19 protein-coding genes and 1 tRNA gene are annotated in these 22,136 nt (G+C 63.0%); 3 read left to right on the top strand and 17 right to left on the bottom strand.

The window, feature by feature from the left end:
* Positions 1-406 precede the first annotated feature (406 nt).
* The 6 genes from BLW40_RS14100 to BLW40_RS14080 form a co-directional block, all read right to left on the bottom strand.
* A complete protein-coding gene (locus tag BLW40_RS14100; RefSeq protein ID WP_074769679.1) occupies positions 407-625 on the bottom strand; it encodes a SlyX family protein in 219 nt (72 codons plus the stop codon).
* 43 nt (positions 626-668) lie between these two features.
* Entirely contained in the window at positions 669-1,181 is a 513-nt protein-coding gene (locus BLW40_RS14095; RefSeq protein ID WP_139305607.1) for a DNA alkylation repair protein, read from the bottom strand.
* Positions 1,133-1,480 (bottom strand): hypothetical protein, encoded by a 348-nt coding sequence (locus BLW40_RS17460; RefSeq protein WP_139305606.1) that lies wholly within the window; start codon positions 1,478-1,480, stop codon positions 1,133-1,135. The genes BLW40_RS14095 and BLW40_RS17460 overlap by 49 nt, the downstream gene beginning before the upstream one ends.
* A 128-nt stretch (positions 1,481-1,608) precedes the next feature.
* Positions 1,609-5,157 carry an NACHT domain-containing protein gene (locus BLW40_RS14090; RefSeq protein WP_074769639.1) on the bottom strand — a complete coding sequence of 1,183 codons (3,549 nt, stop codon included), beginning with the start codon at positions 5,155-5,157 and terminating at the stop codon, positions 1,609-1,611.
* A 249-nt stretch (positions 5,158-5,406) separates the two neighbouring features.
* Positions 5,407-5,480: transfer RNA gene (locus BLW40_RS14085), tRNA-Gln, on the bottom strand.
* 49 nt (positions 5,481-5,529) lie between these two features.
* Positions 5,530-6,333 (bottom strand): methyltransferase domain-containing protein, encoded by an 804-nt coding sequence (locus BLW40_RS14080; protein ID WP_083386792.1) that lies wholly within the window; start codon positions 6,331-6,333, stop codon positions 5,530-5,532.
* 229 nt (positions 6,334-6,562) lie between these two features.
* Between BLW40_RS14080 and gloB the strand changes: the two genes are divergently transcribed.
* Complete coding sequence (gloB, locus tag BLW40_RS14075; RefSeq protein WP_074769637.1) at positions 6,563-7,336, top strand: hydroxyacylglutathione hydrolase; 774 nt, start codon at positions 6,563-6,565, stop codon at positions 7,334-7,336.
* A gap of 15 nt (positions 7,337-7,351) precedes the next feature.
* Here the strand turns inward: gloB and lldD are convergent, their stop codons facing one another.
* The 4 genes from lldD to BLW40_RS14055 all read right to left on the bottom strand — a co-directional run bounded on the left by lldD (position 7,352) and on the right by BLW40_RS14055 (position 12,337).
* Positions 7,352-8,494, bottom strand: a complete 1,143-nt coding sequence (gene lldD / locus BLW40_RS14070; protein ID WP_021132753.1) for an FMN-dependent L-lactate dehydrogenase LldD — start codon at positions 8,492-8,494, stop codon at positions 7,352-7,354.
* Positions 8,495-8,656: 162 nt separating this feature from the next.
* Positions 8,657-10,225, bottom strand: coding sequence for a 2-polyprenylphenol 6-hydroxylase (ubiB, locus tag BLW40_RS14065; protein WP_074769635.1), 1,569 nt, complete (start codon positions 10,223-10,225; stop codon positions 8,657-8,659).
* Positions 10,222-10,986 (bottom strand): bifunctional demethylmenaquinone methyltransferase/2-methoxy-6-polyprenyl-1,4-benzoquinol methylase UbiE, encoded by a 765-nt coding sequence (gene ubiE / locus BLW40_RS14060; protein ID WP_074769633.1) that lies wholly within the window; start codon positions 10,984-10,986, stop codon positions 10,222-10,224. The genes ubiB and ubiE overlap by 4 nt, the downstream gene beginning before the upstream one ends.
* Before the next feature lie 79 nt (positions 10,987-11,065).
* A complete protein-coding gene (locus BLW40_RS14055; protein WP_074769631.1) occupies positions 11,066-12,337 on the bottom strand; it encodes a nucleotide sugar dehydrogenase in 1,272 nt (423 codons plus the stop codon).
* 213 nt (positions 12,338-12,550) lie between these two features.
* On the opposite strand from BLW40_RS14055, the gene BLW40_RS14050 reads away from it, so the two are divergent.
* Entirely contained in the window at positions 12,551-13,345 is a 795-nt protein-coding gene (locus BLW40_RS14050) for a motility protein A (RefSeq protein WP_074769629.1), read from the top strand.
* A gap of 18 nt (positions 13,346-13,363) precedes the next feature.
* Entirely contained in the window at positions 13,364-14,020 is a 657-nt protein-coding gene (locus BLW40_RS14045) for an OmpA/MotB family protein (protein ID WP_074769627.1), read from the top strand.
* A 3-nt stretch (positions 14,021-14,023) separates the two neighbouring features.
* Here BLW40_RS14045 and BLW40_RS14040 read toward each other — a convergent pair whose 3' ends face one another.
* From BLW40_RS14040 to BLW40_RS14010, 7 genes are all read right to left on the bottom strand, one after another.
* On the bottom strand, positions 14,024-14,809 hold the full coding sequence (locus tag BLW40_RS14040; RefSeq protein ID WP_244511196.1) for an MBL fold metallo-hydrolase: 786 nt from the start codon (positions 14,807-14,809) through the stop codon (positions 14,024-14,026).
* An 85-nt stretch (positions 14,810-14,894) separates the two neighbouring features.
* The gene (gene rodA, locus BLW40_RS14035) at positions 14,895-16,055 is read right to left on the bottom strand and encodes a rod shape-determining protein RodA (protein WP_170834587.1); all 1,161 of its coding nucleotides are present in this window, start codon (positions 16,053-16,055) and stop codon (positions 14,895-14,897) included.
* Positions 16,055-17,941 (bottom strand): penicillin-binding protein 2, encoded by a 1,887-nt coding sequence (mrdA, locus tag BLW40_RS14030; protein WP_074769623.1) that lies wholly within the window; start codon positions 17,939-17,941, stop codon positions 16,055-16,057. Before mrdA ends, rodA begins: the two co-directional genes overlap by 1 nt.
* 7 nt (positions 17,942-17,948) lie before the next feature.
* A complete protein-coding gene (mreD, locus tag BLW40_RS14025) occupies positions 17,949-18,464 on the bottom strand; it encodes a rod shape-determining protein MreD (RefSeq protein ID WP_074769621.1) in 516 nt (171 codons plus the stop codon).
* Positions 18,461-19,345 carry a rod shape-determining protein MreC gene (gene mreC / locus BLW40_RS14020; protein WP_074769619.1) on the bottom strand — a complete coding sequence of 295 codons (885 nt, stop codon included), beginning with the start codon at positions 19,343-19,345 and terminating at the stop codon, positions 18,461-18,463. The genes mreD and mreC overlap by 4 nt, the downstream gene beginning before the upstream one ends.
* Positions 19,346-19,420: 75 nt before the next feature.
* On the bottom strand, positions 19,421-20,461 hold the full coding sequence (locus tag BLW40_RS14015) for a rod shape-determining protein (RefSeq protein WP_021132764.1): 1,041 nt from the start codon (positions 20,459-20,461) through the stop codon (positions 19,421-19,423).
* A 102-nt stretch (positions 20,462-20,563) separates the two neighbouring features.
* The gene (locus BLW40_RS14010) at positions 20,564-22,108 is read right to left on the bottom strand and encodes a 2-isopropylmalate synthase (protein ID WP_074769617.1); all 1,545 of its coding nucleotides are present in this window, start codon (positions 22,106-22,108) and stop codon (positions 20,564-20,566) included.
* Between the last annotated feature and the right edge of the window lie 28 nt (positions 22,109-22,136).

Below are 22,136 nucleotides of genomic sequence, written 5' to 3'. Positions count from 1 at the left end.
CTGTCTCTTCACTTGTCAAACAGCAGGAAATCGTTGCCAATTTCCGTCCCGCTTCAGTGCGGGCCCCGCCGCAGCGGGGAGGCCGGTTTATAATCGGCCCGGCCGGCCGTGTCAATCTCTTTTTTCGCTCCGCGGCGATTTCCGTTTCCGGTCTTCGCCGCCGCCTCAGAACCACCGGCTCCGAAACAGCGAGGCGCGGTTTCTATCCCGCCCCGGTCTCCGTGTCAACTGCTTTTTTCTGCAATCCGCAGAAGCCGTTAACCCTTCAAACCCCGCCGTTTCAAACCCGAAGGTTCGTCCCGGCGAGGCGCGGTTTATAGGCCCCACACCCAACCCCGTCAACACCCTATTTTCACACCAACGTAACTTTTCTGAAAAGGCCCCTGCCCGCCCCCGGTTTGCCCGCTTAGTAATGTGGCGGTGGCGGCTCGTCCTGGGGCAGGCGTTGTGATCCGCCCGCCTCGATCTCGCCCATGCGGGAGCGCAGCCGCCGGATCTCGGCAGCCATCACATCTATCATCCGCCCCTGGCTGATCATCACGTCGGAAATCTCCTCGGCCATCCGTTCATGATGGGCCAAGCGGCATTCGAGCGCGATCAGGCGGTCTTCCAGTGTATCAGTCATCATCCCTCGGGAAGCTGGAGTGCTCAGATCATAGTGCTGAGACTTAGCCCTGGCGATCAAGCGACCGCAGGGCGCGTTTGCAGATGCGAGCGGTGGCGGGGGTGACGCTCTCCGCCGACCATCGCGCACAGAGAGACCGCACCCAATCCGGCCGATCCTTTCCGGAATCGTTCAGCCAATTCCCGACAGAATCCTGCACATAGGGTGCGGGATCGGCCCGCAATGGTTCGAGGATCGGCAGGGCTTGCTCGGGCCTCTGCCGCAACGCCCCGATATGGGCGCACCAAACCCCGCGTGGCCGTGTCGCCTCGCTGGCATAGCGCCGCAGCCGTTCGGACGGTGCGGTCGTCCAGGTGGAGAACTGCGCGATAGCGGTGCCGAGATCGGCGGCGACATGCGGGCGGACGGCCAGCCATGACCATTCCCGCACGCCGAAATGGGGATCGTCGGCGAAGGGACGGAGGCTGGCGAGCCTGTCGCTCAGCGTCCAGCCCTCGGCCGCGCCAATCATGAAGCAGGCCCAGCCGCGCACCGTATCCGACGGATGGTTGCGCATCGTCCGCTCGGTGATTTTCCGGTCGTGAACGCAACCTGTTGGTCCTCCAAATATGCCTCAACGGCCTTGGAGAAGGTGCGGCTGTGGATGGCTATGCCGCGTCGATGGTCGGCGGTCAGTTCGTAGAACCGCTCGCGTGCCACCTCCTTCGCTTCCTCAAGGTCACGCTTTCCCGTGGCCGCGACCACATAGCCTTTCGCGCCCTTGATCTTGTAGCGTGCCGTCCAGGTCCGCGCGCCATTGCTGGTGCGCTGGTAGAGCGTCACAGCACCATCAAGGATTTTGATCGGGTCGGACATCGGGCAAGCTCGCATCAGCGTCCATACGGTCTGCTGGCCGCGTGGGACGAACTGCTAATGTACTGCTATCGCCAAGCGGCAAAACATCTCGTCGAGATATCCCCGGCCAGTTCGCCTTGAAAAGAAATTTATATCGCTAGACGCAATCTGAATCGTTCGTTCAGTTCTCTATAGCGAGCGCGGATCTCGTCGGGATTCATGGCCTTCTCCTTAGCAATTCCATTAATACGGTTATCAAAAATGGTGGTGGCAGGATCTAGCCAAGGAGGATAGCCGGTCAAATGTTCTGAAAGCAGGATTCCATCCGGATCAGCCCCCATCCCTACAAACGCGCCGACGCAGCGGCGCCGAGCCTTCGGTTCGCCATCGTGAAGGCAGCAGGCCGTGTGCGTGATGAAAGCGCCGGGATCGCGGGTTCGTGACGCAACCTTTCCAATCCATTCTTCAGCGTCATCCATCACATTGAACCAATGGATAAGATCATCGGCGGAAAGAGATATATCCGCCGCCGGTGTGGCACTTAGTATCCAGATTACGCTTCGGGCAACGCCGTAATCGGTGTCATAATCCTTCAAAAGATTATTAAATAGTTGATTAATTTTCTCATCGGGGACCCAGCCGCCTTTTTCAGCAAGCCAAGCCAACGCCCAGACGGCGCCATGGGCCATCGTAGGCGACCCACCGAGACGGGAGATCAGCGCAGCAACCAACGATTTGGTTGCGCTAATTTTACCGCGATAGGCAGCGTACATGATCTCCAGCGCTGCGGCCGCGCCGTCGATTTCTTCGCCCTGCTCCAGGATCGTCACACGGTCGGCCACCCAACCGTCAGAATCTCCGTTTTCCCACCGGGTCGCGCACTCTCCCCAGAAGCCTCCCAGAGAGCTTCTGTGCTTGCCAGGCTGCAGGAAGAAGGCAGCAAGCAATTCCTTTCTCAACAGGCCGCGCCAGCGCCCTGACGCTAGAGCAATTCCCGCACTATTCATGCCTAGCATATCATTTCTTCGATTAATGGCATCAACGTGACCGACAAAAGATTTTATAATATTTTCAGCGCACCACTCGCTTGCATATGGCTCATCAGAAAGGCACAAAACTGCAAAAATAACCCGCGATATTGATTCATCTGACAATATCTCATTAAGAACTAGGTCAACATCGTCGGAGCTGCATAAGGTCACGCACAGGCGTAAAACCTCACGCCAACTTTCAGCAACCTCTCCGCGATTATATATTGGATTTTCATCTAATTTCGCCCTATCGACGAGGGGCGCGATTGTTTGTGCCAGAGATAAACCTCTGTCGCGTCCCCTGAATATGCCCTCGACCAGCGCAGAGGCGGCAAGAAATTCCTGGAACGTCAGGTGACGAAATTCATAGACCGGCACCATCTTACCTTCGTACCGGTCGCGCCCCGCCTCAATCATCAAGCCGGTGCGCGATTCGAGTAAGGCCAGGAACTCTTCCGGGGGGCGATCATGCACCGTATGCAGATTGGGATAATCCGCACGCATGCGCAGCAAAAGTCCTATAATATCTCTTTTTGGTAGTCTCTGAACCCCTCGCTCGCACATGGCGTGGGCAAGGTAGTAAAGTTGTGGCAATGCCTCCTTGGGGTCCAGCGGAGCATCCAATTCACTGCGCCAGTTCAGCAGCACGCCCACGGCCTGTTCGTATAATTCCACTCGCCGCTGCGGCAGCCGTCCGACCTTGCGTTTGACTAACGCCATGGTCGTCAACAGCATGGGATTGCCCGTCAGGCGTTCGATTCTGTCGCTACTGTGGATGTCATCAATCAACTCCTTGGCCGCCATTTCCTGGCGCTCGGGACGCTCCACCAACGCGCACCAGCGCTGGGCGAAGACATCTTTGTCGTCCCCACTGAAGTCGGCCAGAGTCAGGTGTTCAAAATTCCGCCCGAGTCGACGCCCCATTTCGCGATAGCCGACAATGCGCGACGTGACGATTACCGGCAGATCATGATGGGCGATGACGATCTTTTCGATCTGCGCGCACAAACGCAGCCGCTCGACCGATAAGGAAATCTCGTCGAGACCATCCAGGATCAGTAGCGCCGACTTCGCCTCAATCTTCTGGCGCAGCACGCCGACGACGGCCTCGGCTTCAGCTGTGGACAATTCCGCTGCCCGCAGGGTGCGTGTCAGCATCTGATCCAAGGTGCCCGCCCTGCCCTCAAGGTCGCGGCAGCGGATGAGAATGGGCAGGACGTCGGCGTCAGGAAGACTGGCGACGTCAGGAAGCTCTGAAAAGGCAGGGTCAGCCTTCAGGCGAAGCAGGTAGGCGGTCGTGATCCAACGGGCCAGGGTCGTCTTGCCGGCGCCCGGATCTCCGAGCACGATCAATCGCCGGGCAGCTGCCAATCGCTCGCCAACCGGATAGCTTCTGACATCTTCGAGGGCACTGGCGCGCCTGCGGCTGTCGAGACGCTTTTCCATGTCTTCCCAGGATGTCTCTTCAGCGTCGCTGGTCTTGGCCTCGATACGGACCCGTAGGGGGACATAAAGGCGGCGCATTTCCAGTCGCCGCATGGCAACGTTGCGGTCCTGCTCTGGAAGGTTGGCGAGGTCGAGGATGTCGCAGGTTTCCAGCAGCAAATCACGATAGCGCTGTTCCGCAGCGGCCGGATCCGGCACAGACTTGCCGCGCCTGCCGTTGCTGCTGATTTTCAAACCGGGGCGCAAGGTCAAGGGGTATACGCCATCGGACAGAGTATGGGCGCGCCATTGGTGCTCGCTGTCGTCCCAGCGCCTCAAGTAAACCGCCCCCTTTCCTTTCGCTCGATCAAGGTGAACAAAGTTATAGGAGTTGGTCCAGCGTGGGTGCGGGGCGGTTCGCTGGCTAAAACATGCGCCTCCGGGGATAAGAGTGTAGGCTCCGCCAGTCCCTTCTAGTGAGGCTACTTCTGGGCTGTGGGCGTGTCCCAACAAAATAAAATCGGCCCACTCCTTTATGCGCCCTTCCACACGATTACGATCAAAATCGCTGAGCCACTCGAACGAGTGATGCATCACCACGATACGAAGGTCACCCCCTCCAGAATTATTGATGGCATCGACGATCTGCGGCTCCCCGACCACCAGATACCCGCGATCATCAACTTCACCAGATGATTTTTTGTTTCGACCACACATCCACGCCGTATTGAGGCCAATGATTACCACGTTTGTTTTATCGAGAATGTCGAGTCGGCCGACGCTTCCATAACGACAATTGGCCTGCCCAGTATACCCGGAAATGAACGACTCAAACGCCTCGAAGCCCTCCAGCGCCTTGCTGCGTGCGCGGTCATCGCCCAACCATTCCTGGACGGCGGCGTCATCTCTGAGAGGCTGTTGAAGATCGGGGGGATAGAATTTCCGAACGTAATCGCGGTCGAGGTCATGATTGCCGGGGACGACGAACAGCCTCTCGGGGGGAAGACCAAGCTCGGCCAGGACCGGAGAAAACAGGGTATCGCGAGTTTCCTCGAATTCCTTTTTTTTGCCACTTTGAGCGGCGTCGCCGCTAAAGACGACGAAATCAACGCTCTCCAACGACTTATGTATGGTCCGACGATCTTTAATATCCTGGACCAAAGCGGCGCAAACCACGCCCCGGTCGAAACTGTCACAATCTTGATGCCAGTCGGACAAGTGCAACCAAGTGACAGTCGACATTCCCTCTTCCCCAATCAAATTTTTCGAATGGCGGCAGGGGGAGTAGTTTAAGTTAGAAAACGACGGTATGTCAAAATCGTTGAGGAGAGTAACGCAGCGTCGCTTTGTGGGAGAGCCGTCGAACTGGTAAACGTCCATACGGTCCACTGGCCGCGTGGGACGGACTGCTAATGTACGGCGCACGCCACAAACGAACAACGCGGCCGAGGGCCGCGTTTGGGATGTCGTTGATTTCTATGAAAGGCGCGATGGCTGGGGGACTAGGATTCGAACCTAGACTGGCGGAGTCAGAGTCCGCTGTCCTACCGTTAGACGATCCCCCAAGCGGTTCGTCGCGAGAGGCGGACCTTCTATCATGGTGACCGGGAGGGTTCAAGAGCGTTTTTCGCCTTCGGTCAGGACGCGGGGCCGGGCGGGACCGATTGTCCGGGGCAACCCCTGCGCCACCGGCAGATAGGCGCGCCGCCCGTTGCGGCTTTCGCGCCCGGCGGCCCCGGCATAGATCTGCTTGGCCGCTTCGATCATCACCACCCCGCCGAACGCCTCGCACCAGCGTTGCCCGATCCGTTCCAGCGCCGGAGCGGTCCGGAGCAGCATCGGCGTGGTACAGGGCGGCAGGAACAGCGCCGAAGCCCGGTGCAACGGCGTGAACATATTGTCGCGCAGCAGCCGGGTCAGTTGCCCCATCGTAAAGGGTCGTCCGTTGCCGAACGGCGTGCGTTCCAGCCGCGACCAGATGCCCCGCCGGTTGGGAACGACGACGACCAGCCGCCCGCCATCGGCCAGCACCCGCCACGCCTCGCGCATCACGACCCGGACCTGCTCGGCCCCTTCCAGGGTATGAACCATCAAGATGCGGTCGATCGAGCGGTCGGGCAGCGGCAGATCGGTTTCGTCGGCCAGCGCGGTCAGGCCCGGCCCGTCCGGCGGCCAGGGCAGCACGCCTTGGCTGGCGGGCATCAGCGCGATCACCCGCTCCGCCTCGCCCAGGAACACCCGCAGATAGGGCGTGGCAAAGCCCAGCCCGAGCAGGCGCAGCCCGCTGACGTCGGGCCAGAACAGCCGGATCTGTCGTCCGATCAGCCGCCGTGTCGTCTGCCCCAACCCGGTCGCGTAGAAATCGCGCAGATCAACGACATCGCTCCACATCGGCGAACAGGACATCCCCTCGGTCATTCCCTGCGTCCTCCTTAATTCCGGTGGGCCAATGAATTGCCCCACCTACCGTCCCTCGCCGGGCGGGCGCATCCGCGCCCTTGGCCGCCGCCGCAATGGCGGCAAGATACCGGCGAACATGGGACTCAAAAGTTCGCCGGTATCACTTTTCCGAACCACGCCCCATCACGATAGGCGTTTCCCGGAACCGGTGCTACAACGTCCCGGTGTTCATCCGCGCGAGGGCATCATGGCCAAGCTCGTCGTCGAGATCGTCCCCGTCCTGACCGATAATTACGTCTACCTGCTGCACGAGCCTCTTAGCGGGGCCACCGCGGCGGTCGATCCCGGAGCCGCCGCCCCGGTGCTGGAGCGGCTGGCCGCCCGTGGCTGGAGCCTCAGCCACATCCTGCTGACCCATCATCACGGCGACCATACCGGCGGCACCGCCGATCTGGTCCGCCAAACCGGCTGTGCCGTGGTCGGTGCCGGGCGCGACGCGTCGCGGCTGCCGCCTTTGACCCTTGAGGTCGGCGAACGCGACAGCTTCATGCTTGGCTCGACCGCCGCGATGGTGCTGGCGGTGCCGGGACACACCACCGACCACATCGCTTTCTGGTTCCCCGACAGCCACGCCTTGTTTTGCGGCGACGTGCTGTTCTCGCTCGGCTGCGGGCGGCTGTTCGAAGGCACCGCCGCCGAGATGTGGGCCTCGCTGTGCAAGCTGCGCGACCTGCCTCCCGAGACGCTGGTCTATTGCGGTCACGAATATACCGCCGCCAACGGGCGCTTCGCCCGTCTGGTCGAACGCGACAACCGCGCTTTGCTGATCCGTCTGGACGAGGTCGAGGCGCAGCGGGCGAAGGGAAAGCCGACCCTGCCCAGCACCCTCGCCAGCGAACGGGCCGCCAACCCGTTCCTGCGCGCCGACGAGCCCACCGTCGCCCGTGCGGTGGGGATGGAGCCCGGCACCGACCCGGTGCGGGTGCTGGCCGAGTTGCGGCGGCGCAAGGACGTGTTCTGACTCGAAGCCTTCGCCTTAAATGCCCGCCTGGACCAGACTGTCGCCGGAGATGTCGGCGATTGTCCTGGCCCCGGTGAGGGTCATCGCCACCCGCATTTCCTTGGCGATCAGATCGAGCAGGGTCTCGACCCCGCGCTGCCCCTCGGCGGCAAGAGCATAGGCGTAGGCCCGGCCCAGCATCACCCCGTCGGCGCCAAGGGCCAGCATCCGCACCACGTCGAGGCCGGAGCGGATGCCGGAATCCGCCAGAATGGTCAGCTTGCCTTTGACGGCATCGGCAATCGCTGGCAAGGCACGGGCGGACGACAACACCCCGTCAAGCTGGCGTCCGCCATGGTTCGAAACCACGATGCCGTTGGCACCGAACCGCACCGCGTCACGAGCGTCATCGGGATCAAGGATGCCCTTGATCACCATCGGCCCCTGCCAGAAATCACGAATCCATTGCAGGTCGGCCCAGCCGATCGACGGATCGAAATTCGACCCAAGCCAGCCGACATAATCGTTGAGTTTGGTCGGCTGGCCGCGAAAAGCCGAAATGTTGCCCAGATCGTGCGGTCGCCCGTTAAGGCCGACATCGAAAGCCCAGGCCGGATGCAGCACGGACTGGATCATCCGCCGCAGCCCCGCGTGAGGACCGGACATCCCGGAATGAGCATCGCGATAGCGCGCCCCCGGCACCGGCATATCCACCGTGAACACCAACGTGCGGATGCCGACCGCCCAGGCCCGCTCCAGCACGTTGCGCATGAAGCCCCGGTCCTTCAAGACATACAACTGGAACCAGATCGGCCGATCGACCTGGGCCTGGACCTCTTCGATCGGGCAGACCGACACGGTGGACAGGGTAAAGGGAATGCCCTTGCGGGTCGCGGCCCGAGCCGCCTGCACCTCGCCCCGGCGCGCATACATCCCGGTCAAACCGACCGGAGCAAGGCTGACCGGCATTGCCAGATCCTGGTCGAACAACCGGGTCGAGATGTCCACCTCGCCGATCGCCTTCAACACCCGCTGCCGGAGCGCCAGGTGCGCGAGGTCTTCGACATTGCGACGCAGGGTGACCTCGGCATAGGCACCGCCGTCGATGTAATGGAACAGGAACGGCGGCAACCGCCGCCGCGCCGCTTCCCGGTAATCCAGTGACGAGGAAATGATCATGATCCTGGCCTCCCAGCGCGTCACCCCGTTTCAGCGGGACCGCTTTGGTTTCAGGCCAGGATCAATGCGTAAAACGCATATGTCAAATGCGAAAAAGCCGACACTCGACCGGCCTCGCGGTGCCGGACAACACAGCAAGGACCGTCCGAGAGTGGCTTATTCCTAGGGCTTCATCACCAACGCCACCGCCAGAGCGGCGGCAATCACCCACGGCAACAGCGCCGCCAGCGGACGCCGCCTGCGCTGATCGCCGAAGATCGCCCGCACCGTGTCGGGATGAAGCCGCAGCCCCTGGCCCGACATCATCGCCTGGGTCCGCTCGGCTTCCTGCAACAGACGCGGCAGGCGCTCGATCGAACTGAGCACGGTGCCCACCGCCTCGCGGACGCGGGCTTCCGGCCCCAGATGGGCGCGCATCCAATCCTCGATCAACGGCTGGGCCAGCAGCCACATATTGACGTTGGCATCGAGGTTGCGACCAACCCCTTCGGCCACCAGCATGCTTTTCTGCAACAGCAGAAGCTGGGGCTGAGTCTCCATCTCGAAGGTCTCGGTGATCTGGAACAATTGTCCCAGCAGCCGGGCAATCGAGATTTCTTGCATCGGACGGCCCAGGATCGGCTCGGCGATCGAGCGGCAGGCCTGGGTGAACGCGTCGATCGACTGATCGGCGGGAACATACCCGGCGGCGAAATGAACTTCGGCCACCTTGCGATAATCGCCGGAGAGGAAGCCCAGCAGCATCTCGCCCAGGAAGCGCCGCGTCGGCTTATCGACCCGGCCCATGATGCCGAAATCGACCGCGACCAGATTGCCGTCGGCATCGACGAACAGATTGCCCGGATGCATATCGGCGTGGAAGAAGCCGTCGCGGAACACCTGATGGAAGAAGGCCCGCGCCGCCTTGCCCAGAATCTCGATCGGGTCGTGCCCGGCCCGCAGCAGCAGGTCGCGCTCATCGACCGGAATGCCGTGAACCCGCTCCAGCGTCATCACCCGCCGGGCGGTGCGCAGCCAATCGACCTGCGGCACGCGGAAGCTGTCGTCGTCCTGGAAATTCTCGGCCAGTTCGGCCGCCGCCGCCGCTTCGAAGCGGAGGTCCATCTCCAGCGCGATCGAATCCTCAAAGGTCTTGACCGTCTCCAGCGGCTTCAACCGGCGCAGACGCGGCACGGTCCGCTCGGCCCCTTCGGCCAGCCAGGTCAACAGTTCGATATCGCGGCGGAACTTGGCATCGACGCCGGGGCGCAGCACCTTGACCGCGACTTCGCGGCCGTCGAGGGTGACCGCAAAATGGACCTGAGCGATCGAGGCCGCCGCGACCGGAACATCGTCGAAGCTGGAATAAAGGCTGCTGATCGGCGCGCCCAGTTCCTCTTCGATGATCCGCCGTGCATCGGCGGCGGGGAACGGCGGGAGCTGGTCCTGCAATCCCGACAGATCGGCCGCCATCTGCTCGCCCAGCAGATCGGCGCGGGTCGATAGCGCCTGACCCAATTTAATGAAGGACGGTCCCAGTTCGGTCAGTGCCGCCGTCAGTCTCTGGCCCGGCCGCAGCCCCGCCTCGGCCTTGCGGCGGCGGCGGGAGCGCGGAATAAGCCGTACCTTGAGCGGCCAGGACAACAGCCGGGCCAGCGGAAAGGCTTCCTCGATCAGGAACAGCGCATCGTGGCGCGCCAGCACCCGGGCAATCGAAACCAGACGGTGGAGGTTGCGTCCTGCTCTGATCACACGCGCCAGCCGGAATGAATGGCGGCGATCCCGGCCGACAGATTACGCACCGTCACCCGCTCGAACCCGGCATCGCCGATCATCGCGGCCAGCTCGCCCTGGGGCGGGAACTTGCGGATGCTTTCGACCAGATACTGGTAGGCGTCACGGTTGCCGGTCACCAATTCGCCGACGCGCGGCAGCACGTTGAACGAATAGGCGTCATAGGCCTGCTTCAGACCCGGCACGATCACATGGCTGAATTCCAGGCACATGAACCGCCCGCCCGGCTTCAGCACCCGATAGGCCTCGGCGATCGCATTTTCCCAATGGGTGACGTTACGCAGACAGAAGGCGATGGTATAGCGATCGACGCTGCGGTCGGGGATCGGCAGGGATTCGGCGTTGCCGCAGACCCAGGTGACGCCCGAGGACAGGTTGCGATCGACGGCGCGGTCGCGACCGACCGACAGCATCTCGCGGTTGATGTCGCACACCGTGACCTTGCCACCGCCGCGCTTCTTCCAGCCGAAGGCGATGTCACCGGTGCCGCCGCCGACGTCGAGAAGAACCTGATCGGGGCGCGGACGCAGCATGTCGAGGAAGGTGGACTTCCACAGACGATGGATGCCGGCGCTCATCAGGTCGTTCATCAGGTCGTACTTGCCCGCGACCGAGTCGAACACGTCGCGGACCAAGGCAACCTTGTCCTCTTCGGCCACGGTGCGGAAGCCGAAATGGGTGGTGCCGGTGGGTTTGTCGGAAGAGTGATTCGTCGTCATGAGGCGGCACGATAGACCAAGAGCGCGAAGCGCGCGAGGGGGATGTGGGGGAGGAAATGCAGATTTCCTCCCCCGGCGATTACAGTCTCCACGACCTCAGACCGTTCGGCAGGTCGAGATCGCGCCACATCCCCTTGATATCGGCGACAAGCCCGTTCGGGGACAGCAGCGCGGTGAAGGCTTCGGCGGTAAAGGCGGCATAGGGGGCATGCGCCACCGCTCCGACCACGCATTGATAGCCCCCGGCCCCATCCAGACTGGGCATCAGGGTCTCGCCATATTCGTGTTCGGCTTCGACCGGGTCGGCATAGGGGTCGTGAACATCGACCTGATGACCGAGATCGCGCAAGCTGCGGATCACATCGACCACTTTGGAATTGCGCAGATCGGGGACGTTTTCCTTGAAGGTCAGGCCCAGCACCAGCACCCGCGCCCCGGGGGTGAGACCGGCCGAGACCCGCTCGGCGATCCAGCGGCCCATGCCGTCATTGATCCGCCGCCCGGCCAGAACGATCTCGGGATGGTGGCCGTGATCCTGGGCACAGCGGGCAAGGTAGAACGGATCGACCCCGATGCAGTGGCCGCCGACCAGACCCGGCTTGAAATTGAGGAAGTTCCACTTCGTCGCCGAGGCGTCGAGCACGTCGTGAATCGAAATCCCCCCCAGCGCCTGGAAGATCATCGTCACTTCGTTGATGAAGGCGATGTTGATGTCGCGCTGGGCGTTCTCAATCACCTTGGCCGCCTCGGCGACCCGGATCGACGCCGCCTCGAACACCCCGCCGCTGGTGACACGGCCATAGACACGCGACAGCAGCGCGGTGACCTCGGGCGTCTGCCCGGCAACGACCTTGGTGATCCGATCGACGGTATGTTCGCGGTCGCCCGGATTGATCCGTTCGGGGCTGTAGCCGAGGAAGAAATCGACCCCGCATTTGAGGCCCGAGATCCGCTCCAGTTCGGGGCCGCAGATATCCTCGGTGACACCGGGATAGACCGTGCTTTCGAACACCACCACCGCGCCTTTGCGGATCGCCTGACCGACGGTGCCGCAGGCACTCATCACCGGACGCAAATCGGGTTCGTTATTGGCATCGACCGGAGTCGGCACGGTGACGATGAACACATCGAACCCGGCAATCGCGGCTGAGTCGGCGGTCAGCTTCAACGTGCTGGCGCGCAGCCGCGACGGCTCGACCTCGTCGGTACGGTCATAGCCGCGCTGAAGCTCGGCAATACGCGACGTGGAGATGTCGAGACCGATGGTCGGGAAATGGCGAGCCAGGGCTACCGCCAGGGGCAGACCGACATAGCCAAGGCCGACAACGGCGACGCGAGTAGGGGTGGACATGGGGATGACCCTCGCACAAATGCGAAAAAAGCGACTTTCGCCACACCCCGTCGCCGCTGTCAACGCCGGAGCGGCGGATCGGGGGCCATTTCGGACGGGCGGCAGCCCGCCGTCCACGACCCACCGGTTGCTCGAATCCCCGTCTTGCCGCAAGATGATGTCCTCGCCCCGGACGAGCGCGCGGGCCAGGATCTTTGAGGGGATCACGCCGACATGTCGTTGCCAACCGTCATCGGGTTCATTCTCAGCCTGCTGCTGTTTTTCGGCGCGATCGCCCTCTCGACCTCGAATGGGCGGATCTTCCTGCACCTGACCGGGTTCATGATGGTGATCGGCGGCACCCTGGCCGCGACGCTGGTCGCCTTCGAGGCCCGGTACGTCAAGCAGGCGCTGGGGCTGCTGCGGGCGATCTTCTTCTCGCCCAAGGTCGCCCGCGAAATGCTGACCAACGAGGTGGCGCGGGTGATCCGCTGGGGCTATCTGGTGCAAAAGGGCGGCATCACCGCGCTGGAAACCGACACCCGCAACCTCAAGAACCAGGATAACTTCCTCGCCTTCGGCGTCAATCTGGTCATCACCGGCTATACCGGAGCCGAGGTGCGGCAATTGCTGGAAAACCAGATTGAAACGACGTTCCAGCGACAGGTCGTCCCCACCGACATCTTGAAATACATGGCCAGCAACGCCCCGGCCTTTGGCATGATCGCGACCCTGGTCGGTCTGGTGGTGATGCTCGACAACATGGGCACCGACCCGTCGAAGCTGGGGCCGGGAATGGCGGTCGGCCTGCTCGGCACTCTGTACGGCGTTCTGTTCGCCCGAATGGTGCTGACCCCGGCGGCGAACAAGGCGCATCAGCGCGAATCAATCATCCGCTTCCGCAACATGCTGGTGGCGGAAGGGCTGGCCCTGCTGGCCGAGCGGCGCAGTCCCCGCTTCATCCAGGACGCGATGAATTCCTACCTCGATCCCGCGATCCATTTCGACATCGACAAGATCAGGCGATAGAGCGGGAGGGCCAGACCGATGAGCCGGTTCGAAAAAAAGAACGAAGAGCCGCTGGAGGATTGGCTGCTCTCCTACGCCGACATGATCACCCTGATTATGGCCTTCTTCATCATCCTGGTCTCGATGTCGAAGATCGACGCCAACAAATACGAGGAAGTGCAATCGGGCATGGCCCGCGACATCGGCAACCGCGAGGTCACCAAGCCGCTTCAGGATTTACGCAGCGAATTGCTGGGCGCGGTCGCCGGAGCCGGGGTCGATGAATCGGTCGATATCGGACGTGACGATCGCGGAATCGTGCTCAACCTTGCCAGCGGAACGATGTTCCAGCCCGGATCGGCCGACATCCGTCCCGAAATCCGTCCGGTGATGAAAGAGATCTCGGCCACCCTGGGCCAGCCACGCTTTACCGGCTATCAGATCGAGATTCAGGGCCACACCGACGACACCCCGGTCCGAACCCCGCAATATCCCAGCAATTGGGATCTGTCGGCGGCCCGCGCCCTGGCGACACTGAAGCTGTTAAACGAGCTGGGCATCGAGCAGCCGCGGATGAAGATCGCCGCTTATGCCGATACCGCGCCGCGTGTTCCCAACCGCAGCGACACCGGGCGCGCCTATCCGGAAAATCAGGCGATCAACCGCCGGGTCCAGATTCACGTCTATCCGCGCTAAACCCTAGCGCCGCCAGCAATCGATCACGATCCGCCGACCATGGACCGGCAGATGATAGAGGTGGCGCAGACCCTTGACGGTCAACGAGGCCTCGAACATATGCGGCGCACAGCTATTGTCGGCGAACATGTCCCAGTGACAGGGCATCGCCACCGCCGGTCCGACCCGGCGGATCAGCTCGGCCGCCTGCCAGTGCGACAGGTTGGCATAGCCGCCATTGATCGGGACGCACACCGCGTCGGGAAGATGCTTCAGACCGGCCTCGGCCAGCAGATCGCACCAGCCGGTATCGCCGGTGATCCACAATTTCGGCCCACTGCCCGCCTGGATCAGCAGGCCGATATGGGTCAGATCGCCCGCATCGGTCGGCAGGGCGAAGGTGCCGGTCAGGCGCAAATCCCCCTGTTCGATCACCCGGTTAGGCCACAGCAGGTCGCACCGGGTTTCGTCAATCCCGACCTGAGCGAACACCGTCTGGGTGTCGCCCGGTCCGGCGAAGCCGCTCACCCGCCCCGACGCCGCACAGAAGGCCAACGTGTCGGGATCGGCGTGATCGTGGTGAGAATGGGTACAGACCAGCAGATCGGCTTCCAACTCGGCGGGCGCGATCGGGGTCGGCACCTGACGGGCGAAATCAAGCCCGCGCCAGGAGGGATTGCACGAATCCGACAGATAGGGATCGACCGCCACCACGGTTCCGCCAGGCGATTTGACGATCCAGCCGTTCTGGCCGAGGAACCACAGGGCCAGACTGTCCGGAGCGACCGGTGTCTCACGGATTTCGGCCATCAACCCCGCCATGCGCGCCCCCGATCTGCCGTCGCTTGATTAGTATTGGACCGATCCCCCGTCGGTTCCAAGCGAAAGGCGTACCCTAATCGTCGTGCATACCCCGCCGCGAGATCGGCATGTCGCGATGAATGTAGGCGCTCATCACCAATCCCCACCCGAACAGCAGCGACAACATCGCGGTGCCGCCGTAACTGATCAGCGGCAGCGGGACGCCGACCACCGGAACCAGCCCCATCACCATCGCGATATTGATGAAGAAATAGAGGAAGAAGGTGGTGGTGATGCCGTGGGCCATCAGCCGTCCGAACTGCGAGCGGCAGCGCAATGCGATGGCATAGCCGAACGCGATCAGCATCGCATAGAGGACGAGCAGGACCAGCCCGCCCATCATCCCCCATTCCTCGGCATACATGGTGAAGATGAAGTCGGTCTGCTTTTCGGGAAGAAAGTTGAGGCGGCTCTGGGTGCCGCTCATATAGCCCTTGCCGAACAGACCGCCCGACCCCAGCGCGATCTTCGACTGGGTGATGTGGTACCCGGCCCCCAACGGATCGTCCTCGGGATTGAGGAAGATCAGCACGCGCTTTTTCTGATATTCGCGCAGGAACTCCCAGGCCAGCGGGATCGCCGACAAGGCCGAGACCAGCACCAGAGCGAACTTCCACAACCGGACCCCGGCCATGAAGAACACCGCCCCGGCCGACATCACCAGCATCATCGCGGTGCCGAGATCGGGCTGCTTCATCACCATCGCGGCGGGCAGCATCACCATGACCAGCGGCGGGATCAGGAACAGCGGGCGGCCGATCTCCTGGAGGGTGGCGCCGTGGAAATAGCGGGCCAGCGCCAGGATCAGGGTGATCTTCATGATTTCCGAGGGCTGGAGCTGGATGAAGCCTAAATCGATCCAGCGTTGCGCCCCCATGCCGACCGTGCCCTTGACCTCGACCAGCAGCAGCAGGACGGCGGCGACGACATAAAACATATAGGCGTGACGGACCCAGAAGCGCAGATCGACCATCGCCACCGCGACCATGATCGTCATCCCGACGACAAAGCGGACGATCTGCTTCAACGCCCACGGCTCCAGCGAGCCGCCAGCGGCGGAATACAGCGTGGCGAAGCCGATACAGGCAATCGCGGTCAAAAGCGCGATCAGCGACCAGTTGAGCTGAAGCAGCTTTTCGCGCAGCGACATTTCAGTGCGGTTCAGCCGGAGCGGCATCCGGGGCAGATTGAGCATCAGAACCTCCGGAAATCGGGCGGGGGCTCGGGCGCGCCGTCCGCTTCGGTGGAGACGCGGGCCAGATCGCGCTTTTGCACTTCCAGCATGATATCGCGGGCGATCGGAGCGGCGACCGCCGACCCGCCGCCGCCATGCTCGACCACCACCGCGATCGAATAGCGCGGATTTTCCTCGGGAGCATAGGCGACGAACAGCGCGTGGTCGCGTTCCTTCCACGGCAATTGTTCGTTCTTCTTCACCCCGGTCTCGCGCTCGCGCATCGTGATGCGGCGGACCTGGGCGCTGCCGGTCTTGCCCGACAGCCACATCCCCTCCTGGGTGATGCGGGCCTTGTAGGCGGTGCCGCCCGGCTCGTTCGATACCGCGAACATCCCCTTCCTGACCAGCGCCAGCGACTGACGCGAGACTTCCAGGCTGGGCCATTCGGGCGACGGGCGGGGATGGACGCTTTTTTCGATGACCTGATCGCGGGCGACATGGGGCACCACGGCATAGCCGCCATTGGCGATCCGCGCGGTCATCACCGCCAGTTGCAGCGGAGTCGCGGTGACATAGCCCTGGCCGATCGCGTTGATCAGGGTCTCGCCGGGATGCCAGGGCTGCTTCAGCGCCTTGCGCTTCCAGGCGCGATCGGGGATCAGGCCGGGCCGCTCGGACGGCAGATCGACACCGGTCTGGGTGCCAAGACCGAAGCGGCGGGCCATTTCGGCGATCTTTTCGAAGCCGACCCGGCGGGCGACTTCATAGAAATAAACGTCGCAGGAATTCTTGATGCCGCTGATCAGATCCTGCGAGCCGTGACCTTCCTTTTTCCAGCAATGGAACTTGATGCTGCCCAACTGCAAGTGCCCGGTGCACAGCACCCGCATGTCGGGGGTGATGTCGCGGGATTCCAGCGCCGCCAGCGCGGTCAGCAATTTGAAGGTCGATCCCGGCGCGAACTGCCCGGCGATCACCTTGTTGGTCAGCGGCGAGCGGGGATTGGAGGTCAGATCCTTCCATTCTTCGTTCGACAGGCCGCGATTGAACGAGTTGGGGTCGAACGAGGGAGTCGAGGCCATCACGATGACGTCACCGGTCAGGATGTCCATCACCACCACCGCCGCGCTCTCGTCGCCCAGACGTTGAGCGGCGTATTGCTGCAAACGGATGTCGAGGGTCAGATTGAGGTCAATCCCCGGCTCACCCTCCTTGCGCTCCAGTTCGCGATGGACCCGGCCGACCGAATTGACCTCCAGCGACGACGTCCCGGCCCGGCCGCGCAACGCCATGTCGTAGACCTTCTCGACACCGCCCTTACCGATCCGAAAGCCGGGCAGTTCCTCCAACGGGTCGTCGGTCAGATCGCTTTCCGACACCGCCGCGACATAGCCGAGGATATGCGCCCCCAGGCTTTCCATCGGGTAATAGCGGCTTTGGCCGACATCAATGATGATGCCGGGCAGATCGGGAGCGTTGATTTCGACCCGGGCCACCTCTTCCCAGGTCAGATTCTCGCGGACGCTGACCGGAACGAAGCTGCGGCGACGGCGGGCTTCCTTGTGGATGCGGGCGCGATCGCCCTCGCCGATGGCGATGATCTTGCCCAGCGCGTCGAGGGTGTAATCGAGCGACGGGGTCTGCTCGGCCACCACCATCACCCGGTAATTCTGCTGGTTGATCGCCATCGCAACGCCGTTGCGGTCGAGGATCAGCCCGCGCGGCGGGGCCAGCAGGCGGGTGGTGATGCGGTTGTCCTCGGCCTGCATCGCATATTTGTCGGCCTCCATCACCTGGAGGTAATACATCCGCGCCGCCAGACCGGTGATCAGGGTCGCCTTGCCGGCGGCCAGCATCATCGCCCGGCGCGAGAACAGCTTGGCACGGTCATTATCGTGATACATCGGGCGTCTAAACGTCCAGCAGGAAGGCCATCTGGGTCCGTGCCAACACCCAGGTAAGCAGCGGGAAACAGCACAGCGTCATCAGATATTCGAACAGAACCGGAGCCGGATCGACGACCCGCCCGACGATCAGGGTCACCAGCAGCCAGTCGAGCGCGATGGCCCCGGCGGCGAGCAGACCGAACGCCCACCACGTCACCGCGAAGGATTTGCCAAGAAAGAAGCGGCGTTGCGCCGCCGCCGTGCCCTGGACCAGCAGCAGCACCAGCGCGTTGGCGCCCAAGGGCGTCCCGCCGACGATGTCACCCAAGAGGCCGATCGCGAAAGCCAGCCAGGCGGGCAGCAAATCGGGGCGATAGATCGCCCAGTAATAGACCCCCATCAGCGGCAACATCGGGGCGATGTCGGCAAAGACGGTCAGGCGAGTCGGCACCACGGTCAGCAACAGCAGGAAAATGGTGGCGGTCGCCGGGATCAGATGACGGACCCAGGTGTCCATCCGGACCCAGACCGATGGTTTCACTCCTCCCTCCCCCGCCGACGGCGATCGGGGGGAGCGCGCTCGAACGGCAGGATGCCGCCCAGGCCGTAATCGACGATGCTGACGAATTCAAGCTGGTGGCGGCGGGCGAACGGTTCGACCCGGTAGCCACCCTCGCCGACCGAGACGACAACGCCGACCGGCAGTCCGGGCGGGAACGCCGCCCCCGACGACGAGGTCACCACCCGGTCGCCGACGCTGATCGCCGGATTGCCGACGATATAGTTCAGCCGGGGCCGCGCCGAATTGTCGCCGGTCAGGATGGCGCGGGTCCGAGTCGATTCGATCACCACCGGGATGCGGGCATTGATGTCGGTGATCAGCAGCAGCCGCGAGGAGCGAACGCCCACCTCGGCGATATGGCCGACCAGGGCCTCGCCCGACATCACCGCCTGGCCCTTGCGGACGCCGTCGCGCGATCCGGCGGCCAGCAGCATCGAATGGCCGAAGGCCGAACCGAGATCGCCGATGACGCGGGCGGTAACGAAAGCGGGATCGGGATCGGGAACGACGTTCAATTGCTGGTGGAGCACCATCGTCTCGGCCTCCAGCCGCCGCGCCACCGTCTGCCAGCGCATCAAGCGGGCGTTTTCCTCACGCAGGCGGGCGTTCTCGGCGCGCAGATTGGCCAGTTCGTGAACGCCCGAGGTGACGCGGGCCACCGTGGCGGCGGGACGGGCCATCGCTTCCAGCATCGGGGCCAGGGCATCGACGACCAACACGCGGGTCTGCTCGACCAGAACGATATCGGCCTTACCCAGCATCATCAGGGCGAAGGCCGACGCCGCCAGCATCAAGAAGGCAAAGCGATGCGCCAGCAGCCTCAACGTCGCGAGACGACCTGCCGCACTCGACTGCTTCACCTCGATCCTCCATGACGAGAGTTCCGCCGCCCTCTTCCCGGAAGACGACAGTCAACTCTACACCATCCAAAAGTCCTAGTACATGCTGGTCAGCACGTTCTTCAACTTGGGCATTTCTTCCAGGGCGCGCCCGGTGCCCAGCGCGACGCAGGACAGCGGGTCGTCGGCGATCGAAACCGGCAGGCCGGTGGCATGACGCAGGACGTAATCGAGATTGGCCAGCAGCGCGCCGCCGCCGGTCAACACGATCCCCTTATCGACGATGTCGGCGGCCAGTTCGGGCGCGGTGTGCTCCAACGCGACCTTGACCGCTTCGATGATCGCGCCCACCGGTTCGGCCAGGCTTTCGGCGATCTGGCGCTCGCTGATGATCAGTTCCTTGGGAACGCCGTTCATCAGGTCGCGGCCCTTGATCTCCATCGTGCGGCCCTCGCCATCCTCGGGCGGGCAGGCCGAGCCGATTTCCTTCTTGATCCGCTCGGCCGAGCCTTCGCCGACCAGCAGATTATGATTGCGACGGATATAGGCGATGATCGCCTCGTCCATCTTGTCGCCGCCGACGCGGACCGAGCGGGAATAGACGATACCGCCCAGCGAGAGCACCGCGACCTCGGTGGTGCCGCCGCCGATATCGACCACCATCGAGCCGGTCGGCTCGGTGACGGGCAGACCGGCACCGATCGCGGCGGCCATCGGTTCCTCGATCAGGAACACGCGACGGGCTCCGGCACTTTCGGCGGATTCCTGAATGGCGCGGCGTTCGACCGCGGTCGATCCGGAGGGAACGCAGACGATCACCAGCGGGCTGGCAAAAGAGCGACGGTTATGCACCTTGCGGATGAAATGTTTGATCATTTCCTCCGCGACCTCGAAATCGGCGATGACGCCGTCCCGAAGCGGCCGGATCGCCTGGATGTAACCGGGGGTGCGCCCCAGCATCATCTTGGCCTCGTCACCGACGGCGAGCACCTTTTTCTTGCCCTTTTCATCGGCGATAGCCACCACCGACGGCTCGTTGAGCACGATGCCGCGTCCCTTGACATAGACCAGGGTGTTGGCGGTCCCCAAATCAATGGCCATGTCGGCCGAAAACCACCCCGTCAGGTTCGGAAACATAATCCCTCGCTCAACATCCGATGTCGTTCATGTCGCGCCCCCGAGAGGCCCGTGCCCCCGGTGTCGCGGGTGTTTCATATGTCCCTGATGGCCGCTGCTATATCACGCCATGACCGCGTCAGGGGCGGTTTTTTGCCGCTTGACCATAAGTTTGTTCAAGGCGTTGACATAAGCCCTGGCCGACGCAACCAGAGTATCCGTTTCGGCGCCCTGGCCGTTGACGGTCTTTCCGTCCTCTTCGAGCCGCACGGTGACCTCGGCCTGGGCGTCGGTCCCTTGCGTAACCGCACTGACCTGATAGAGCTGCAAGCGCGCGTCATGCGGCACCAGAGCCTTGATCGCGTTGAAGGTGGCATCGACCGGCCCGTCACCGGTGGCGCGGACCCGGCGCAGGTCGCCGTCGATGGTCAGCTCCAGTTCGGCCGAGGGGGGACGGTGACGGGTACCGCACAGCACTTCGAGCGAGACAAACTTGATCGTGTCGTTGCCGCGCACCGCCGCATCATCGACCAGGGCGACGATGTCCTCGTCGAACACGTCCTTCTTGCGGTCGGCGAGATCCTTGAAACGGACAAAGGAATCCTCGATCGCACTGTCGGGCAGGTCGTAGCCGAGATCGCGCAGCTTGGCGCGGAACGCGGCGCGGCCGGAATGCTTGCCCATCACCAGATTGGAGCGGACCAGCCCGACCGAGTCCGGCGTCATGATCTCGTAGGTCTGGGCGTTCTTCAGCACCCCGTCCTGATGGATGCCGGATTCATGGGCAAAGGCGTTCTTGCCGACGATCGCCTTGTTGGGCTGGACGGCAAAGCCGGTGATGGTCGAAACCAGCCGCGAGATCCGGGTGATCGCCTCGGTCCGGATACCGGTCTGGAAGGGCAGACGGTCGGCGCGGGTCCGCAGCGCCATCACCACCTCTTCCATCGCGGCGTTGCCAGCGCGCTCGCCCAGGCCGTTGATGGTGCATTCGATCTGACGCGCCCCGGCGGCGACCGCCGCCAGCGAGTTGGCCACCGCCAGCCCCAGATCGTTGTGACAGTGCACCGACAAGATCGCCTGATCAATGTTGGGCACCCGGTTGATCAGCAGCGCGATCAGGGCGGCATATTCGTCGGGAACGGAATAGCCGACGGTATCGGGGATGTTGATCGTCCGCGCCCCGGCCTTGATCGCGGCTTCGACGCAGCGGCAGAGGAAATCGGGCTCGGTGCGCGACCCGTCCTCGGCCGACCATTCAACGTCGTCGGTCAGCGAGCGGGCCAGGGTCACCGACTCGGTCACCCGGCCCAGCACCGTCTCCGGCTCCATCTGAAGCTTGTACTTCATATGCAGCGGACTGGTGGAGATGAAGGTGTGGATCCGCCCGCGCGCCGCCGGGCGGATCGCCTCGGCACAGCGTTCGATGTCACCCCGGGTGGCGCGGGCCAGACCGCACACCACCGAATTTCTCACCACGCGGGCGATCGCCTCGACCGCCTCGAAATCGCCGTTCGACGCGATCGGAAACCCGGCCTCGATCACATCGACGCCCATGTCTTCCAGCGCCAGGGCGATCCGCAGTTTTTCGTCCTGGTTCATCGACGCGCCGGGCGATTGCTCGCCATCCCGCAACGTAGTGTCGAAGATGATGACTCGATTACGATCCATGTATTTGTTCGACCCTGTTCACCCGCTG

The organism is Magnetospirillum fulvum (assembly GCF_900108475.1).
GTDB classification, from domain to species: domain Bacteria; phylum Pseudomonadota; class Alphaproteobacteria; order Rhodospirillales; family Magnetospirillaceae; genus Phaeospirillum; species Phaeospirillum fulvum_A.
This window is presented reverse-complemented; position numbering and strand designations above follow the sequence as displayed.

Coding starts and splice junctions, on each gene's coding strand:
- BLW40_RS14100 (WP_074769679.1), bottom strand. CDS start 625: ATGACTGATACACTGGAAGACCGCCTGATCGCGCTCGAATGCCGCTTG.
- BLW40_RS14095 (WP_139305607.1), bottom strand. CDS start 1,181: ATGCGCAACCATCCGTCGGATACGGTGCGCGGCTGGGCCTGCTTCATG.
- BLW40_RS17460 (WP_139305606.1), bottom strand. CDS start 1,480: ATGTCCGACCCGATCAAAATCCTTGATGGTGCTGTGACGCTCTACCAG.
- BLW40_RS14090 (WP_074769639.1), bottom strand. CDS start 5,157: ATGTCGACTGTCACTTGGTTGCACTTGTCCGACTGGCATCAAGATTGT.
- BLW40_RS14080 (WP_083386792.1), bottom strand. CDS start 6,333: ATGACCGAGGGGATGTCCTGTTCGCCGATGTGGAGCGATGTCGTTGAT.
- gloB (WP_074769637.1), top strand. CDS start 6,563: ATGGCCAAGCTCGTCGTCGAGATCGTCCCCGTCCTGACCGATAATTAC.
- lldD (WP_021132753.1), bottom strand. CDS start 8,494: ATGATCATTTCCTCGTCACTGGATTACCGGGAAGCGGCGCGGCGGCGG.
- ubiE (WP_074769633.1), bottom strand. CDS start 10,986: ATGACGACGAATCACTCTTCCGACAAACCCACCGGCACCACCCATTTC.
- BLW40_RS14055 (WP_074769631.1), bottom strand. CDS start 12,337: ATGTCCACCCCTACTCGCGTCGCCGTTGTCGGCCTTGGCTATGTCGGT.
- BLW40_RS14050 (WP_074769629.1), top strand. CDS start 12,551: ATGTCGTTGCCAACCGTCATCGGGTTCATTCTCAGCCTGCTGCTGTTT.
- BLW40_RS14045 (WP_074769627.1), top strand. CDS start 13,364: ATGAGCCGGTTCGAAAAAAAGAACGAAGAGCCGCTGGAGGATTGGCTG.
- BLW40_RS14040 (WP_244511196.1), bottom strand. CDS start 14,809: ATGGCCGAAATCCGTGAGACACCGGTCGCTCCGGACAGTCTGGCCCTG.
- rodA (WP_170834587.1), bottom strand. CDS start 16,055: ATGCTCAATCTGCCCCGGATGCCGCTCCGGCTGAACCGCACTGAAATG.
- mrdA (WP_074769623.1), bottom strand. CDS start 17,941: ATGTATCACGATAATGACCGTGCCAAGCTGTTCTCGCGCCGGGCGATG.
- BLW40_RS14015 (WP_021132764.1), bottom strand. CDS start 20,461: ATGTTTCCGAACCTGACGGGGTGGTTTTCGGCCGACATGGCCATTGAT.
- BLW40_RS14010 (WP_074769617.1), bottom strand. CDS start 22,108: ATGGATCGTAATCGAGTCATCATCTTCGACACTACGTTGCGGGATGGC.